At 73.9% G+C, this 15023-nt stretch carries 14 protein-coding genes; 3 read left to right on the top strand and 11 right to left on the bottom strand.

What is annotated here, in order from left to right; translation table 11 throughout:
* Positions 1-34 precede the first annotated feature (34 nt).
* The gene (locus tag PP1_RS08035; RefSeq protein ID WP_010240634.1) at positions 35-667 is read right to left on the bottom strand and encodes a hypothetical protein; all 633 of its coding nucleotides are present in this window, start codon (positions 665-667) and stop codon (positions 35-37) included.
* Positions 668-868: 201 nt separating this feature from the next.
* The gene (locus PP1_RS08030; protein ID WP_010240633.1) at positions 869-1615 is read right to left on the bottom strand and encodes a hypothetical protein; all 747 of its coding nucleotides are present in this window, start codon (positions 1613-1615) and stop codon (positions 869-871) included.
* Positions 1616-1909: 294 nt separating this feature from the next.
* Here PP1_RS08030 and PP1_RS08025 point away from each other — a divergent pair, with 294 nt between their 5' ends.
* Both PP1_RS08025 and PP1_RS08020 read left to right on the top strand, forming a co-directional pair.
* Positions 1910-2299, top strand: coding sequence for a DUF4870 domain-containing protein (locus PP1_RS08025; RefSeq protein ID WP_010240632.1), 390 nt, complete (start codon positions 1910-1912; stop codon positions 2297-2299).
* Positions 2300-2747: 448 nt separating this feature from the next.
* Complete coding sequence (locus PP1_RS08020) at positions 2748-2957, top strand: hypothetical protein (protein WP_139323815.1); 210 nt, start codon at positions 2748-2750, stop codon at positions 2955-2957.
* A gap of 40 nt (positions 2958-2997) precedes the next feature.
* Here PP1_RS08020 and PP1_RS08015 read toward each other — a convergent pair whose 3' ends face one another.
* From PP1_RS08015 to PP1_RS07985, 7 genes are all read right to left on the bottom strand, one after another.
* Positions 2998-3204: a hypothetical protein gene (locus tag PP1_RS08015; RefSeq protein WP_010240628.1), complete on the bottom strand. Its 207-nt coding sequence runs from the start codon at positions 3202-3204 to the stop codon at positions 2998-3000.
* A gap of 123 nt (positions 3205-3327) precedes the next feature.
* Positions 3328-4035 (bottom strand): YwaF family protein, encoded by a 708-nt coding sequence (locus tag PP1_RS08010; protein WP_010240626.1) that lies wholly within the window; start codon positions 4033-4035, stop codon positions 3328-3330.
* 57 nt (positions 4036-4092) lie between these two features.
* Complete coding sequence (locus tag PP1_RS08005) at positions 4093-6558, bottom strand: FUSC family protein (RefSeq protein WP_139323816.1); 2466 nt, start codon at positions 6556-6558, stop codon at positions 4093-4095.
* 56 nt (positions 6559-6614) lie between these two features.
* Entirely contained in the window at positions 6615-7445 is an 831-nt protein-coding gene (locus PP1_RS08000) for a hypothetical protein (RefSeq protein WP_075314068.1), read from the bottom strand.
* 76 nt (positions 7446-7521) lie between these two features.
* Complete coding sequence (locus tag PP1_RS07995; RefSeq protein WP_010224456.1) at positions 7522-7878, bottom strand: nuclear transport factor 2 family protein; 357 nt, start codon at positions 7876-7878, stop codon at positions 7522-7524.
* The gene (locus PP1_RS07990; RefSeq protein WP_010224457.1) at positions 7875-8828 is read right to left on the bottom strand and encodes a DUF5996 family protein; all 954 of its coding nucleotides are present in this window, start codon (positions 8826-8828) and stop codon (positions 7875-7877) included. Before PP1_RS07990 ends, PP1_RS07995 begins: the two co-directional genes overlap by 4 nt.
* 40 nt (positions 8829-8868) lie before the next feature.
* The gene (locus tag PP1_RS07985) at positions 8869-9582 is read right to left on the bottom strand and encodes a flavodoxin family protein (RefSeq protein WP_010224458.1); all 714 of its coding nucleotides are present in this window, start codon (positions 9580-9582) and stop codon (positions 8869-8871) included.
* Between the two features lie 185 nt (positions 9583-9767).
* Here PP1_RS07985 and PP1_RS07980 point away from each other — a divergent pair, with 185 nt between their 5' ends.
* Positions 9768-12521, top strand: a complete 2754-nt coding sequence (locus PP1_RS07980; protein ID WP_075314069.1) for an AAA family ATPase — start codon at positions 9768-9770, stop codon at positions 12519-12521.
* 23 nt (positions 12522-12544) lie between these two features.
* On the opposite strand, the gene PP1_RS07975 is transcribed toward PP1_RS07980, so the two are convergent.
* Together PP1_RS07975 and PP1_RS07970 are read right to left on the bottom strand one after the other, a co-directional pair.
* A complete protein-coding gene (locus PP1_RS07975) occupies positions 12545-13615 on the bottom strand; it encodes an Ldh family oxidoreductase (protein WP_010227627.1) in 1071 nt (356 codons plus the stop codon).
* A 28-nt stretch (positions 13616-13643) separates the two neighbouring features.
* Positions 13644-14975, bottom strand: a complete 1332-nt coding sequence (locus PP1_RS07970; protein WP_010227629.1) for an Nramp family divalent metal transporter — start codon at positions 14973-14975, stop codon at positions 13644-13646.
* Positions 14976-15023: the final 48 nt, after the last annotated feature.

The following is a 15023-nucleotide window of genomic DNA, read 5'->3' as shown; positions in this document are numbered from 1 at the left end:
GGATGTCCGGGCGGGCAGCGGGAGCTGGTGGTGGTCAGCCGCTCCGGTGGGATGCGGGCGTGGAAGATGCTGCCTGCAGTCGTGCGGCGATCTGTCGACGGTGCGGGTCCTGTGCGATCCAGCCGCGAGTGCGGTTGTCGTCGTCGATGGCCGCGAGGATGCGGGCCCGCTGGTCGGCATCGAGCTGGGACGACCACGCGGCGGAGGCTGCGCGGAGCGCGTAGTACTGCTCGTTGGCGGAGTCCGGTCGACGAATCGAGCGAATGACTGCTGCGCCCTCGACGAACGAGGTACTGCCGATCATGGCTGCCAGCGCGACGGTCCGGTCGTCGCCGTCCCCTCGAAGGAGGGTCCTGATCTGGGTGGCCGGGAACTCGCCGTCCCGCGCGCGGTCGATCACCGCCTCGAGCAACTCGTCGAATATCGCTGTGCGGCGCTCGTCGGAGGGCAGGAGGTTCCGGATCGCCGACAATCCGGCGACCGAGGATCGCAGGCTCGCGTTGATCTCGCCCAGCGATCGCCGGAGGAAGTCCTCGATGTAGGCCAGCGGTGCGAGCAGGAGCACCGAGGCGCCGACCTCGATGAGAACGGACTGCGACCAGCCGTCGAGTGGCGCCGCCCCGACCATGAGCCCCAGGCCGGCGAGGACGCTCGCACCGATGACCACGAGGCGGGATGTCGACGGCCGACCCGGCCGTCGATCCGCTGCTCGTGTTCCGCTCGAGTCCTGCGAGTGCATCTGGGACGTCCCTTCTCAGTGGTGAGGAGCGTGAGGTGGCTCCGGAGCGGTCGGCGCGACGGTCCGGGTGGGTAGCCGGCCGCGTGTGGAACGCGGGGCGGTCCACGAGCCAGGTGGCAGAGCCGTTGGTCAGACGCCGGCGACGTCGAGGGTGCGGGTGACTCCGTCAGAGCCGCTGAACTGCAGCGCAGTCGTCTTCCCGGCGGGGACGTCGAGGAGCACCTTGCCCTCGTAGGTGCGGCTCGGCTTGCGTTCGTGCGCGTACGGGAGGTCCTCGTCGTAGTCGACGCAGTTCGAGTCGAAAGCCTCGTTCGCGGTACGGGTGACCCCGGTCGTGTCGATGTACTCGACTCCCGATCCGTCGTTCCACGTGTCGTACTCGCTGTAGATCGATCCGGTGACCAGCCGGACCGACAGAACCAGGTTCGTGCCGCAGCGGGTGACCCCGGTGATGTTGACGTCCATCGCGTTCTCGGTGCCGCCGTAGTTGATACCGAACGGGGTACCGACGACGATCGGCATCTCGGCGGCCGGAATCGCCGCGGAGGCGGCCTCGGTCTCCGGCGCCCACGCCATCGGATCGGCTGCCGGAACCTCGCTCCGGAGCACGTCGCAGTAGGACTCGACGACCGCGACCTTGTCGGCGTGCTCTGCACGCGCCGAATCGAGCGCACCCGGGAAGCTGCACATGATGCGACCGGCCGCCAGGATCTGGTCGTCGGTGATGCCCCCGGACTCCGCGTCGGACATGGACGAGCGCATTTCCTCGACGAATCCGTCCTGGGTGTGCGGGGTGGTGCATCCCGCTACCACCCCCATCGTGACGATGGCGCCGACGGCCAGGGCGAGCGCGGACCGGGCGGAGGCGGTGACCATGAGAAGGCTCCAGCTTTCTGAGGGTCGGCATTCGGCCGTGCGGCCGTTCGCCCACGTGTCGCAATCTCGCTGTCGGGCGTTGCACGCTGTGGGGCGGATCCTCAGAACTGACGATGATGCCCGGACCGGTCCGGATCGGCGCGCTCGTCCGGGTGATCAGGTATCGGAACCGTGTCGTCGGGGTCCGGTTTCGGGGCCGGTGACTGGCAGGGTGGCACCTACCAGCGGACCCTCGTCCAGAGAGGTGCCGGAGCGTAGCCGGTAATGGCTCGCGGACCAGAGGAGAGAGCGTCGATGTCGCAGCCGTACCCCAGCCATCCCGTGTCCAGGCCGCCCGAGGGCAGCCGGATCGCCGCCATTCTCGCCCACCTCTCGGCGCCGATCGCCGCGGTGCTGAGCGCCGGGCTGCTGAGCCTGCTCGGCCCGCTGCTGGTCTGGCTGGTCAAGAAGGACGACCCGTTCGCACGCAGGGCCGCCGCCGGGGCGTTCAACTTCAACCTGTCGTTCTGGGTGCTCTTCCTGCTCAGCTGGGTGCTGATCTTCACCGTGGTCGGGATCCTCGTCGCTCTCCCGCTCATGCTCGTCCTGTTCGTGGTCTCCGCGTGGTGCCACATCAAGGGAGCGATCCGGGCGTCGAACAACGAGACCTACGACTACCCGTTCCAGCTCCGGGTGCTGTCCTGAATTTCGAGGTGTCGGGGAGAAGCGTGTTGCGAAGGGTCTGACCCATCGCAACCGAGATTCTGACTCGCGCGACCGGCCGATCCGACCGCGATGGACTCCGTTGCGTGAGTGTCGAGCGGGACGAGTTGCGCGAACTCGCCGATCAGGTGCCGGATCACGGAGTACCGGCAGCCCTGGCCGAAACGCGCCGGTACGTGGTCGCAGCGTACGGTTCGTCCTGGCCTCCGGAGTACTTCGGCGCAGGTCGCGCCGGGCGAGGCGATGTCGCGGCCCGCTCCGAGGAGATCCTGGACGAGGGCTTCGGCCGCCCCTGTCGCCCCCGGCATGTCGAGAGGCGTGACCTGCTCCCCTGATAGAGGCGATCACACCGTCGCGTCGTATCAGGAATGTGCAGGGCACGTGTCGTGAATCAGCACGGCGACGGAGCAGTGCGTGCGACGCTGCAGGTGTGGACACCGCTGCGGCGCGCGCTCGTCTCGACGCTGCGGTGCGGGAGCGGGACCAGATCAGGGAATCCTTGAACGACGCCGACCTGACGATGCGGCGGGCGATCCGGGACGCGGCCGCCGCCGGTGTGTCGCAGGTCGAGCTCGCCGAGCTGACCGGTCACCACCGCAACACCGTCCGCCGGATCCTCGACGGCGAGCGGATGGCGTGAGCCGGGCCGGCCGGGACGTCCTTCCCGGCCGGCCGCGTGCTCAGCCGGCGAGCGTGCTGATGGCCTGGGCCCACAGGAAGTACTTGTTGGTGCCCAGGTCACGAACGGTCGTGATGCCGAAGGCGTCCTTCAGGTGCTTCGCGTCCCCCTCGGAGACGCCCTGCAGCGCGTCGACCGGTGCGTCGGCCAGCTCGGCGATGCTCTTGCCCTCGTAGGCCTTGTCGACCTTGCTCGCGATGTCGCCCATCGTGGTCCTCCCGTCCACGGCGGCCGGAGCGGCCGCGCCCGATTGCGTGCCCCGGTCACCCTTGCAGCGAGGACCGGTTCGGTGCGGACGCACTCGGTGAGCGGTAGATCGTTCGGCCGCCGGTCACGGCCGGGCGGGGGCCGGTTGCCGTCGCGTCCACGGCCACGTGATCGCGCTCCACCCCACCGCGACGAGCGCGAGCTCCACGACCAGGTACCAGGGCCAGGGGCCCAGCAGGTCCAGCAGCGAGGCGTTCGACGGCGGCCGGGCCAGGAACCCGTAGTTCGTGCCGGCGAGCAGGTTGAACGGCAGGACGACTGCCGCCCAGCCCACCGTGATCGCCAGCGTCACGCGCATGCCGCGCCACGTCGGCCGCACCCCGGCGCCCCAGGTCAGGTAGACCGCGGCCCAGGTGACGAGCAGGTGCAGGGCCCAGAAGTGCAGGAACGCGACGTGCGGGAAGTCCGGGGCGTCGGTGGCCGGGGTGAGCAGCGCCTGCGGGGTCAGCGTGAGGCCCCAGTAGTACAGCGGCGCGCACGCCCAGGCGCGCCGCGTCCACAGCGCGTAGGCGGCGGTGATCCAGGACAGGTCCGACAGCTGCAGCGGCAGGGAGATCTGCACGTCGAACGTGCCGGGGGTGAGCAGGCGCAGCTGCAGCGGCACCAGCAGGACGAGGATCGCGACGGCGAACGCCCGGCAGAACGTGCGCTCGGCCGGGCTCCCGCGCAGCCGCCGGCCGACCACGACCAGCACGACCGCGCCGATCACGCCGACGGTCAGTGCGCTCCAGTGCGTCGGGCCGTAGGGCACGAAGACGCCGGTGTCCCCCATGCCCCGATCATCCCGGGGCGTCGTGAGGGCTGCCTGCCGGGTGGTGCCCCGGCGCGGTCAGCCGTGCCCCAGACAGCCCCGCCCGATCGCCCGGGCCCGTTCCCGCACCGGCTGCGGCCCGAGGACGACGTCCGGCAGCACCGTCCCCGGCCCGAGCGGCACGTGGTCGCCGTAGGGGGCCGCCCCGCCGGCGAGGGGTGCGGCGACCAGCAGGTGCGTGCCGGGCGGGACGCGGAGGGCGAAGCGGCCGTCGTCGCCGGTGGTGACCCGGTCGAACTGCCGGCCCGCCCGGTCGACCACGGTGACCGTCGCCGCGGTGGGACCACCCTCGGGCCCGCGGACCCGCCCGACGGCCGCCGGGTCCGGGAGCAGGCCGGGCGCCTCCAGGAGCGCGGGCAGCTCGGCCGCGAGCAGCCCGGCCTCCCGGGCGAGCGCGGAACCCGGGCCGTGCCCGCCGGCCGGTCCCACCAGCAGGTCGACGACGGCCGCGCAGCTCCCCGCGGGAACGGGCCGCCCGGCGACGGCGGACGACACGAGCTCCGCGAGCCGCGCGCATGCCCCGGTCAGCGCGGCGGTCCCGGGCACGCCCTCGGCCGAGCGGGCGAGCCGCCGGGCATGGTCGGCGACCGCGGTGCAGGCGGTCAGCTCGCGCACGACGTCGTCCTGGGCGGAGCCCAGCCAGGTCCGGGTGAGCGGGCGCCCGAGGAGCATCGCCTGGTGCAGGGCCGCGTCGAGCGCGCGGGAGCAGGCCCGCAGGTCCTCCGACGGACCCGGCCGCCGCAGCGCGCGGTCGGTGGCGGCCAGCAGCTCGGCGAGGGCGTCGAGCAGCCCGCGGCGGGCCTCGTCGGCCGCGGACCGGGTGCGGGTCGGCAGCACCAGGACCGACACCGCGCAGCCGATCAGGCCACCCAGGACGGTCTCCTCCAGGCGCAGCACCATCAGGTCCACCGAGAAGCTGCCGAGCAGCGCGTACAGCTCACCCAGCATCAGGGTGATGAAGAAGATCATCAGCGCGTAGGACAGCCGGAACAGGTACAGCGCCCCGAAGATGCTGACGAGGATCACCGGCAGCACGACGGCGACGTCCGGGCCGAGCACCGGGACCAGCACGATCGCTCCGACCAGGCCGATCATCGTGCCGACGGCGCGGTGCGCGGACTTGCGGACGGTCTCGGCGACGGTCGCGGTGCCGGTGAAGGCGATGAACGCGGCCAGCACCGCCCAGTAGTAGCGCTGCTCCGAGAGCGCGTCCCCGGCGGCGATCGCGAGCGCCGTCGCGATGGTGACCTGCACGGCCTGGCGGGTGGTCAGCGAGAGCCGTGACGCGGGCCGGTCCGCCTCGGGCGGCCGGTGCAGCCGGGTGACGGTGCCGGCCGAGCCGGGGAGGTTCCCGCCGAACAGCTGCACCGCGGGCGCGAACTCCACCGCGTCGGCGTCGGCGTCGGCGTCGCGCGGCTCCTCGCCGGTCCGGCCCGGATCGCGTGCCCCGGCCGCCCGGGTCCACTCGGCGCGGGCGGAGGCGAGGACGGCCGCGTCGACGGCCAGGCGCTGCGGTCCCGGCCCCGTCGCGCCGGTGGCCCGGTCGGCGAGCTCCTGCACGGTGTCCCACCGGCCCCGCCACAGCGCCGTCAGGATCGTGCGGGCCCCGTCGTCGTGGGTGACGGCGGTGGGCCCGACCCGGGCCAGGGCGGTCGCGGCCAGCTCGGCGTCGAAGACGGTGCGACGCACGGTGCGGGCGGTGTCGTCGTCGGTGACGGCGGCGGGCGTGCCCAGCTGCCCGTCGATGACCAGCGCGGACTCGTTGATCCGCACGAGCAGGCTGCGCAGGCGGGTCTCGGCACGGGTCCGCTCGGCCGTGCCCGGGGCCTGGTCGGCGAGCAGGAGGACGGTCCCGGCGAGACCGGCCAGCCGGGCCTCGAACGAGCGCAGCATCCGGCGCAGCACGCGGTCGTTGCGGATCGGCAGCAGGACCAGCGTCAGCAGGAGCACCCAGGCGATCGCGACGACGACCGCCTCCGCCACCCCGGGCAGCATCTCCGGGCGCAGGTTCAGGAACAGGGCGAAGAAGTAGCCCATGAACCCGCCCATGCCGCAGACGAAGAACCGCATCCCGAACCGCCGGACCCAGACCGCGACGAACACGACCGCGACGAACGTCACCAGCGACGCGAGCCGGTTGCGGTCGACGAGCAGCGCCACGCCCATCCCGGCCAGCATCGCCAGCGGCAGGCAGCACAGGGTGAGGGCCTGCCCGCCACGGGTCGCGTCGACGACGCCGAACGAGGCGAGCATCGCGACGACCGCGCCGAGCATCATCGGGACCAGCGGGGGAGTGCCGGTCATGCTCGCGACGAGGTACTCCACCCCGAGCGCCGAGGCGATCGCCAGGACCGCACGCGCTGCCGACACGAGCCGGACGAGGCCGGGGTCGGAGGCGACGAACCGGTCGCGGGCGCGTCGCAGGCGGCCGGGAACGATCGCGTCGGACGTACGTCCCTCGCCGACCTCCACTAACCGTTGCACATGCTAACTATATGACGGTTCGTGATCGTCTCGCACGCCGCCCGGAGGACGGGACCTCACCGGTGGTGCGGGACGGGCACCGGGGGCTGCCCGGGCCTGCAGTTCGTGATCGTGCCGGGCCCGCGGAGCTCGACGTTCACCGCGGCGACCCAGCTCCCGGCAGCGGTGCGGAGCCAGCTGGAGCTGCGCTCGCCGGTGTCGGTGGTGGTCGCGCGGCCGATCTCGCCACAGCGGATCTCGACGTCGTCGCCCACGGGCAGCCGCCCGACCGGGTCGCCCGCGGTGGACGGCGCGGGGCGCAGCGCGACGCCCGTCGGGGCCACATCGGCGCGGGCACTGGCGGACCACGGCCGGATCGGGACGGGAACGGGCGCCGGCTCCGTCCGGACCGCGGCCTGTGCGGGCGGTCGCGAGAGGACCCAGCCGGCGGTGCCGACGGTCCCGAGAAGGACGACGACCACCGCCGCCGTCACCAGCACCACCGACGTCACGGCGCGCCGTCGCCGCGGTCCGGGCGGGTGTCCGGCGGGGGCCGCCGGCTCCGGCTCCGCGGGGATGACGGTTCCGGGGCCGTCCGGCGCGCGGGCGGCGGCGGGCGCGCGGACGCCGAGGGAGGCGGGCCTGTGGGGCACGGCGGCGGTCAGGACCGCCGACCAGCCCCCGGGCGGTGCGTCCCGCAGGTCGGTGGCGAGCGCACCGGCACGGTCGGCGTCGCCGCCGAACATCGCGGGGAAGTCCGCCGCGAGCGCGCGGTACAGCCGGGCGGCCTCGTCGGCGGCGGCCTCGGCCTCGGCCCGCCGGCCCTCCGCGCCCCGCCGGACGGCGAGGTCGTCCATCCGCGCGGCCCGCTCGGCCACGGCCAGGTGATCGACGTCCTGATCGGCCACGGACCGCTCCCTCCCCGGCGCCCCTGTGCCCGTACCCGCCGTCCGACACTCCCCGGTCACGCCACCGGCGCAGCCGTCACGTCGTGTCGATCAGCACGTACAGGCTCGTGATCCTCCCGCCCCGGACGAGGAGCACGTCACGGCCGGACGCGACCGGCGCGCGACCCTCTGCGCCGAGGACCCAGGTGTAGGTGACCAGGTCCTGCGCCCGCTGGACAGGCCCCGAGCGGGTGATCGCGGTGCCCGGCACCTGCGCGTGGAGGGCGTCGATCGCCTCGGACATCCCGGCGTGCCCGGTGCGGGCGGCGTCCGGTTCCCCGACGAGCACGTCCGGCGCGTAGATCTCCGCGACGGCCGCGTCCCGGACGGGTCCGGCCGGTCCGTTCCAGGCGTCCAGGTGCGCGTCGACGAGGGTGCCGATCGGATCGGTCATGTCGTGGTCCGGGGTACGGCGGTCCCCTCCCAGCGGGCGGGGTCGTCCTCCAGTGCCGCGCGGTCCCAGTGGCCGAGGTCCGCGGCGGCCTCGTAGGTGGTGCGGAGGAACTCGGCGACGGCCCGGTCGGGGTCGGGTGCGGCGCGGGCGACCTCGTAGGGCAGCAGGAACTGCTGGAACTCGGTGCTGAAGAACGCGCCGTCGGGGCCGACCGGCTGGTCGGCGAACCCGTCGGGCCCGGGGTAGGCGTAGGAGTAGAACGCGCCCTCCTCGCCACCCCCCGGCCAGAACCCGCAGCTGGACAGCTCCCGGGAGTAGCCCTCGACCATGACCCAGTCCCCGCAGTTGGGGGCGCCGCCCGGGTGCGGCGGGGCCGGCCGCCCGGAGAAGCGGGTGCAGGCGAGGTCCATCGCACCCCAGAAGAAGTGCACCGGGCTGACCTTGCCGACGAAGTGCGACCGGAACTCACCCATCACCCGGTTCGCCTGCAGCAGCTGCCGCCAGAACAGGGCGGCCGCCTCGCCGTCGTAGGAGGTGTGGGTGTGGTCCTCGGCGAAGGGGATCGCCGGGTCGACCTCGTTGGGGTGCGGCCGGATGGGCGCCTCGATCCCGAGCCGGTCGAGCATGTCGAGGACGCGGGCGTAGAACTCCGCGACCGGCATCGGCCGGAGCGGGAGGCTCTGCACCCCGCCGTCGCTGCTGCGGACCTCCAGCTGCTGCCCGACGAAGTCGAACTCGATCTCGAAGGCCCCCGTGCGGTGCGGGACGGTCGACGTCGTCAGCCCGCGCGGGCTGACGTAGAGGGTCACCTGCCACCAGTGGTTCAGCAGGGGCGCGTGGGCCATGCGGATCTTGCCCACGATCTGGGTCCACATGTGCAGGGTGTCGCGGGTGGGGGTCCAGTCGGACACCCGCAGGCTCGGCCAGGTCGTCGTCGCCGGGCTGGTCATCGGTGCTCACATCCTTCGCGGCGCCACGGGAGGGTCACGGTCAACGGTATTCGGGATTGGCGTCGTCGGGGCGGCGCCCGGCGTCCCAGGCCGTGCGCTGGTTGCCGTAGGCGGGGAACCCGCCTGCGCTCCGGAACATCGACGCGAGGTGGAGCAGGTTGTAGGTCATGAACGCGGTGTTGCGGTTGGTGAAGTCGTTCTCCGGACCGCCGGAGCCCTCGTCGAGGTAGGACGGGCCGGGGCCGACCTCGCCGAGCCAGCCCGCGTCGGCCTGGGGCGGGACGGTGAACCCGATGTGCTGCAGGCTGTAGAGGATGCTCATCGCGCAGTGCTTGAGGCCGTCCTCGTTGCCGGTGAGCAGGGCGCCGCCGACGCGCCCGTAGTAGGCGTACTGGCCGTGCTCGTTGAGCACGCCGGAGTAGCCGTAGAGCCGTTCGATCACCCGGCGGGTCACCGAGCTGTTGTCCCCGAGCCAGATGGGTCCGGCGATGACCAGGATGTCGGCGGCCAGGACCCGGGTGAGCAGCGCCGGCCACTCGTCGGTGTCCCACCCGTGCTCGGTCATGTCCGGGCGGACACCGGTGGCGATGTCGTGGTCGACGGCGCGGATCTGGTCGACGCCGACCCCGTTCGCCTCCATGATCGCCACGCTGCGGTCGATCACGCCCTGGGTGTGGCTGCGGCCGGGGGAGCGGTTGAGCGTGCAGTTGATGTACGTCGCCCGCAGCCCGGTGAAGTCGGGTCTCTCGGTCACGGGGGTCACGACGCGGGCGGTTCGACGCGTGCGGAGCGGTTCACCCGCCGAGTGTCGGGCGCCGCGGACGTCCGCGGATCGGTCGGTGGATCGGTCACGACGGAATGTCCGGAAAGGCGCGGTTACCGTGTGACGAGGCGATCCGTCGTGCCGCTGCGGCCCGGCGCGGGAAGGCACGGTGGACCATGGAGCTGTTCGGGCGGCGCGCCGAGACCGCGGCCCTGGACCGGGTGCTGGCACGGGCGGCCGGCGGCGAGGGCTCCGGGCTCGTGCTGTGGGGCGAGCCGGGCATCGGCAAGACCGCCCTGCTCGACCACGCCGTCGGGGCGGCGTCCGGCGCCACGGTCCTGCGGTGCCGGGGCACCCGGATGGAGGCGGGCCTCGCGTTCGCCGCGCTGCACGAGCTGTTGTGGCCGGTGACGGACCGGCTGGACGCACTCCCCGCACCGCAGGCCGCGGCGCTGCGCGGTGCACTGGGTCTGAGCCGGGACCCGGCCAACCGCTTCCTCATCGGTGCGGCCGTGCTCTCGCTGCTGTCCGGCCTGGCCCGGGAACGGCCGGTGCTCGTCGTGGTCGACGACGCCCAGTGGATCGACGAGGCGACCGTGCACTGCCTGGGGTTCGTCGCGCGGCGGGTGCGGACCGACCCGGTCGTCGTGCTCCTGACCGGGCACGAGGATCCCGCCTCGGGGCCGTGGGAGGGGCTGCCGTCGATGGAGGTCGTCGGCCTGGCCGACGACGACGCACGCCGGCTGGTCGCGGCCGTCGTGCCGGACACCGACGAGACGCTGGTCGACCGCACGGTCCGGACGGCAGGGGGCAACCCGCTGGCGCTGCGCGAGCTGCCCACCCTCGGTCGCGAGGCGCCCCTCCCGGCGGCGGGGGAGCCGGTGGCGGTCGGGCCCCGGTTGCGGCGGGCGTTCTGCGCCCGGGTCGAGACCCTGAAGCCGTCGGCGCGGGCGTTGCTGCTGCTGGCGGCCGCCGAGGACCGGGGTGACCGGCACGTCGTGCACCGCGCCGGGGCGGGCTGGGGCGTCGACACGGACGCCTGGGACGAGGCACTGCGCTCGGGTCTGCTCCGTGCGTCGGGAGCCCGGGTGGAGTTCCGGCACCCGCTGGTGCGGGCGGCCGTCTACGACGGCGCTCCCTTCGCGGACCGGCAGGCCGCGCACCGGGCGCTCGCCGCGGTGCTGTCCGGCGACGCCCTCGAGGAACGGGCCTGGCACCTGGCGGCGGCCGCCGAGGAGGCGGACGAGGACGTCGCCGCGCTGCTGGAGCGTGCGGCCGATCGCTGCCTGCAGCGCAGCGCCGGCCCGATGGCGTCCCGCACGCTGCGGCGGGCCGCCGAGCTGTCGCCGGAGCCGGCGGACGCGGCACGCCGGCTGGCCGCCGCCGCCCGCGCCGCGTGGGACGCCGGTCAGGCCGGTGCGGCGCGACGGCTGCTCGACGACGCCGAGCTCCTGGACGGCGTGGACCCCGTCGTCCGGCGCAGCGGTGGGCTGCGCGGGATCCTCGAGTTCGCCTACGGCAGGCCGGAGCGCGCCCACCACTACCTGGCCCGGGACATGACCGTCGTCCCGGGCACCCGCGGCGCGGTGGAGCTGGGCTCGATGGCGGTCCGCGCGGCGTGGTCGGCAGGCCGGCCCGAGCTGCAGCAGGAGGCGCTGCGCCGGCTGCTGGATCTCGATGCCGGCGGCGACCCGGAGCTGTCACCGGTCGTGCCGGTGCTGCGGGCCTGGTGGGCCTGCTACGACGAGACCGGGCAGGTCGCCCGCGCCACCCCGGGCAGGAGCAGCGACACCGTCGGCCGGCTCGGCACCGTCCCGTGGGAGCTGCTGCCACCCGTCCCGCTGGTCTGGGCCTGGGGCGCCGAGGGCCCGCTGCACGACGTGCTGACCGTGCAGGCCGCGCAGCTGCGGCGCCGGCACGAGCTCGCCGCGCTGGCGATGGTCCTCTCCCAGACCGCCGTCCTCGACCTCGCCGCGGGCCGGTGGGAGGCGGCCGGGTCCGCGGCGGAGGAGGGACTGCAGCTGGCCGCGGAGGTCGGCGCGGACCACATCGCCACGCAGTGCCGCCTCTCCCTGGCCGGCCTGGCCGCGGCCCGCGGCGACGGGACCCGCACCGAGGAGCTCACCCGGAGCGCACTGACACTCTCGGTCCCGCGCGGGGTGCGCGCGCTGACGGCCTCCGCGTACTGGCACCGCGGCCGGGCGGCGCTCCTCGGCGGCCGGCCGCAGGAGGCCCTGCGCCACCTGCTGCCGCTCGACGAGCCCGGCCACGAGGCCGCCCACCGCACGGCGGCGCTGCTCGCGGCCCCGGACACCGCGGAGGCGGCGGCGCAGGCCGGGCGCGCCGACGTCGTCGGGGCCCGGGTCGCGACGGTGGCGACGTGGGCCGAGCGCACCGGCGCGGTCTGGGCCCGTTCGGCCGCCCACCGGCTGCGCGCCCTCACCGCGGACGGGCCGGCGGCCGAGACCTCCTACCGTGCGGCCCTCGACGAGGCCGGCGCGTGCGACGACCCGTTCGAGCACGCCCGTACCCGGCTGCTGTACGGCGAGTGGCTGCGGCGGGCGCGCCGCCGGGCCGACGCCCGGCACGAGCTCGCCGCGGCCGCCGACACGTTCGGCCGGCTCGGCGCGGAGCCGCTGCGGGCACGGGCGCTGCGCGAGCAGGACCTGGCGGGCGGGCCGGGCGCCCGCCACGAGCCGGGCTCACCGGCCGGGGCCGGACTGACCGCCCAGGAGCTGCGGGTCGCACGGCTGGCCGCCGACGGCCTGACCAACCGGGAGATCGCGGCACAGCTGCTGATCAGCCACCGCACGGTCGGCCATCACCTGGCCAGCGTCTACCCCAAGCTCGGCATCACCTCGCGCGTCGAGCTCGCCCGGATCGACATGGCGGGGGACCTGCGGTTCCGCGTGGGCGCCGACGAGGGATGACCCGCAGTGCCCGTGACGGGCCGCTACACGGGTGCGGGGAGCGGTGTCCCGTGGCGCCGGGCCCACGGCTCCAGCCCGGCGAGGGTCCCCGGGCCGAGGGTGACGCCGTGGGCGAGCTGGTCCCGGCGTGACGCCAGCGCCCGTTCCCCCGGCAGCCGGACCGACGATCCCGCCGCACCGGGGTCGTCGCGGACGGAGGTGACGAGGTGGGCGATCTCGTCGAGGAACTCCTCGGAGCCGCAGAACCGCGCGGGATCGAGCACCTGCAGGAACACGCCCTGGCCGTACCGGTCGGGAGCGGAGCGGCGCCCGTATCCGGGCAGGGCGATCGACAGGGCCTCCGACATCAGCCCGAAGCCGAACCCCTTGTAGCCGAAGTCGGCCTGCCCCAGCGACTGGATCGTCCCGGGCGGGTCGGCCCGCAGGACGGCCGGGTCGTCGGTGGGTGCGCCGTCGGCGTCGACGAGCCACTGCCCGGGCAGCCGCTCGCCGCGCCCGGCGTAGGCGTCGAACAGCGCGTTGCTCCCGACGGACGTGCACTGGTCGATCAGGATCGGGTCGTCGCGCGTCGGGATGCCCATCGCGATCGGGTTCGTGGTGATCACGCCCCGGGTGCCGCCGGGTGCGGCCACGGAGGCCACCCCCGGGTTGGTCGCGGTGAGCGTGACCAGGAGTCCCCGCTCGGTGAAGGGGAGCAGGTAGCTCTGCAGGCAGCCGATGTGCGAGCAGTTCGCGATCGTGACCGTGACGACCGCGTGGTCGGTGACGCGGTCCAGCACGAGACGGGTCGCCTCGCCCATCACCCACGCCCCGGGGAGGCGGTTCGCCCGCCAGGCGACGGAGGCGCGGTCGTCGTGCAGCGTCTCGAGCTCCCCGGCGCTGCCGATGTGACCGCCGGTGATCCGGTCGAGGTAGGTGCCGAGGAAGGCGAGGCCGTGGGTGCGGTGGCCGAGCAGGTCGCCGTCGATCATGCGGGCGGTCATGGCCGCGGCGTGGTCGTCGTCGATGCCGGCTGCGCGCAGCAGCGCGTCGGAGAAGTCCGTGAGGCCGGGAACGGTGTAACGGGTCGTACCGACGGTCGTGCCGGTGCTCATGGTGGTCCTTTCCGGACGACGATGGCGGTCAGCCCGCGATGATCGAGACGGCGTCGGTGAAGCCGTGGTAGCAGGCGAAGAGGGTGAACCCGAGGAGCACGGCGAGGGCGACGTTCTCCCACCACCGGTTGCGGCGCGTCCCCATCATCGACGTGCGGTTGAGCACGACCAGCAGGACGACGACGGTGAGGACGAGCATCGGTGCCTGGAAGGTCACCAGCGCGACGGTCAGGGCGGCGAAGCCCGGAGTCCACGGCAGCGACCAGACCAGCGCCGTCAGCCCGACCCCGACGAAGACCCGGTAGAGCGTGCCCCGGGTCTCGACCGGCGCGGTGATGTCCCCGCGGCGGGCGTTGCGCGCGGTCCCGAAGGACTGGACCGCGAGCTTGCTGATGCTGAACAGCACGCCCGCCGCGGTCGTCCAGGTCGCCGCCAGCAGTCCGAAGTAGAAGATGTAGGTGCCGACCGGGCCGATCGCCCCGCCGAGGGCACCGGCGATCTGCCGGTCGGTCGTCGCCGGCGGGCCTCCGTGCAGGTCCTCCGCACCGACGATCCACATCATGACGCCGAGGAACGCCACCGCCACGGTGCCGAACAGCAGGTCGAGCTGCTGGCGGCGGCGGTGCCGCGGCGTCGTCCAGCCCTTCTCCTCCATCATCTGCGGGTAGATCAGGTTCGCCAGGGACCCCACGCTCGCCATGACGAGGCTCAGCAGCAGCAGACCGGAGCTGAACAGCCCGGCGTCGGGCGGCAGCTCGAAGCCGACCAGTCCGCTCGCGAGCGCCGGCCAGTCGACCCCGACCATCGCGACGGCGACGACGAACGCCAGGCTCAGCAGGCCGAGGACGATCTTGAAGGCTGTCTCGAGCGTGGAGTACACCCCGCGCCCCACCAGGATCACGATGGTGACCGCGCCGAGGACGGCACCCCAGAACCGGCCGACGGCGCCGCCGGTGAGGGCCTCGAGCGAGGTGCCGACGCCGCTCAGCATGAACGCCATGTTGATGTAGCAGTAGAGCAGCAGGGCCGCGCCGAACACGTAGCCCAGCGCGGGCCGCAACCGGACGATGCCGCGGATGATGCTGGTGTCGCCGTGCACGTTGAACAGCGGGTAGCGCGCGATGGTGGAGACCAGGAAGAACCGGAACACCAGCGAGATCGGGATGACCCAGAGCAGCGCGTAGCCGTAGTTGCCGCCCGCGACGGTGTTCTCGACCAGGTCGCCGGCGCCGACCCAGGTCAGGGCGACGACGAGGCCCGGGCCGACGGTCCTCAGGTGACCGAGCAGCCGGCCGCCCCGCCGGGCCCTGCCCTGGTGTGCGGGTTCCTGCTCCGTGGTGGACGTGGTGTGGTCGTGCACGATGCCTCCGGTGGACGTCCTTGTCGACGAGGGGCCGCCGCTGACCCG

This window comes from Pseudonocardia sp. P1 (assembly GCF_000178675.2).
Classification (GTDB): Bacteria; Actinomycetota; Actinomycetes; order Mycobacteriales; family Pseudonocardiaceae; genus Pseudonocardia.
The sequence above is the reverse complement of the archived record's forward strand: the minus strand, read 5'-3'. Positions and strand labels throughout refer to the sequence as shown.

Excerpts from the sequence above, each read along its gene's own strand:
- PP1_RS07990 (WP_010224457.1), bottom strand. The coding sequence starts at position 8,828 with ATGACCAGCCCGGCGACGACGACCTGGCCGAGCCTGCGGGTGTCCGAC.
- PP1_RS08015 (WP_010240628.1), bottom strand. The coding sequence starts at position 3,204 with ATGGGCGACATCGCGAGCAAGGTCGACAAGGCCTACGAGGGCAAGAGC.
- PP1_RS08010 (WP_010240626.1), bottom strand. The coding sequence starts at position 4,035 with ATGGGGGACACCGGCGTCTTCGTGCCCTACGGCCCGACGCACTGGAGC.
- PP1_RS07980 (WP_075314069.1), top strand. The coding sequence starts at position 9,768 with ATGGAGCTGTTCGGGCGGCGCGCCGAGACCGCGGCCCTGGACCGGGTG.
- PP1_RS08025 (WP_010240632.1), top strand. The coding sequence starts at position 1,910 with ATGTCGCAGCCGTACCCCAGCCATCCCGTGTCCAGGCCGCCCGAGGGC.
- PP1_RS08030 (WP_010240633.1), bottom strand. The coding sequence starts at position 1,615 with ATGGTCACCGCCTCCGCCCGGTCCGCGCTCGCCCTGGCCGTCGGCGCC.
- PP1_RS07975 (WP_010227627.1), bottom strand. The coding sequence starts at position 13,615 with ATGAGCACCGGCACGACCGTCGGTACGACCCGTTACACCGTTCCCGGC.
- PP1_RS07995 (WP_010224456.1), bottom strand. The coding sequence starts at position 7,878 with ATGACCGATCCGATCGGCACCCTCGTCGACGCGCACCTGGACGCCTGG.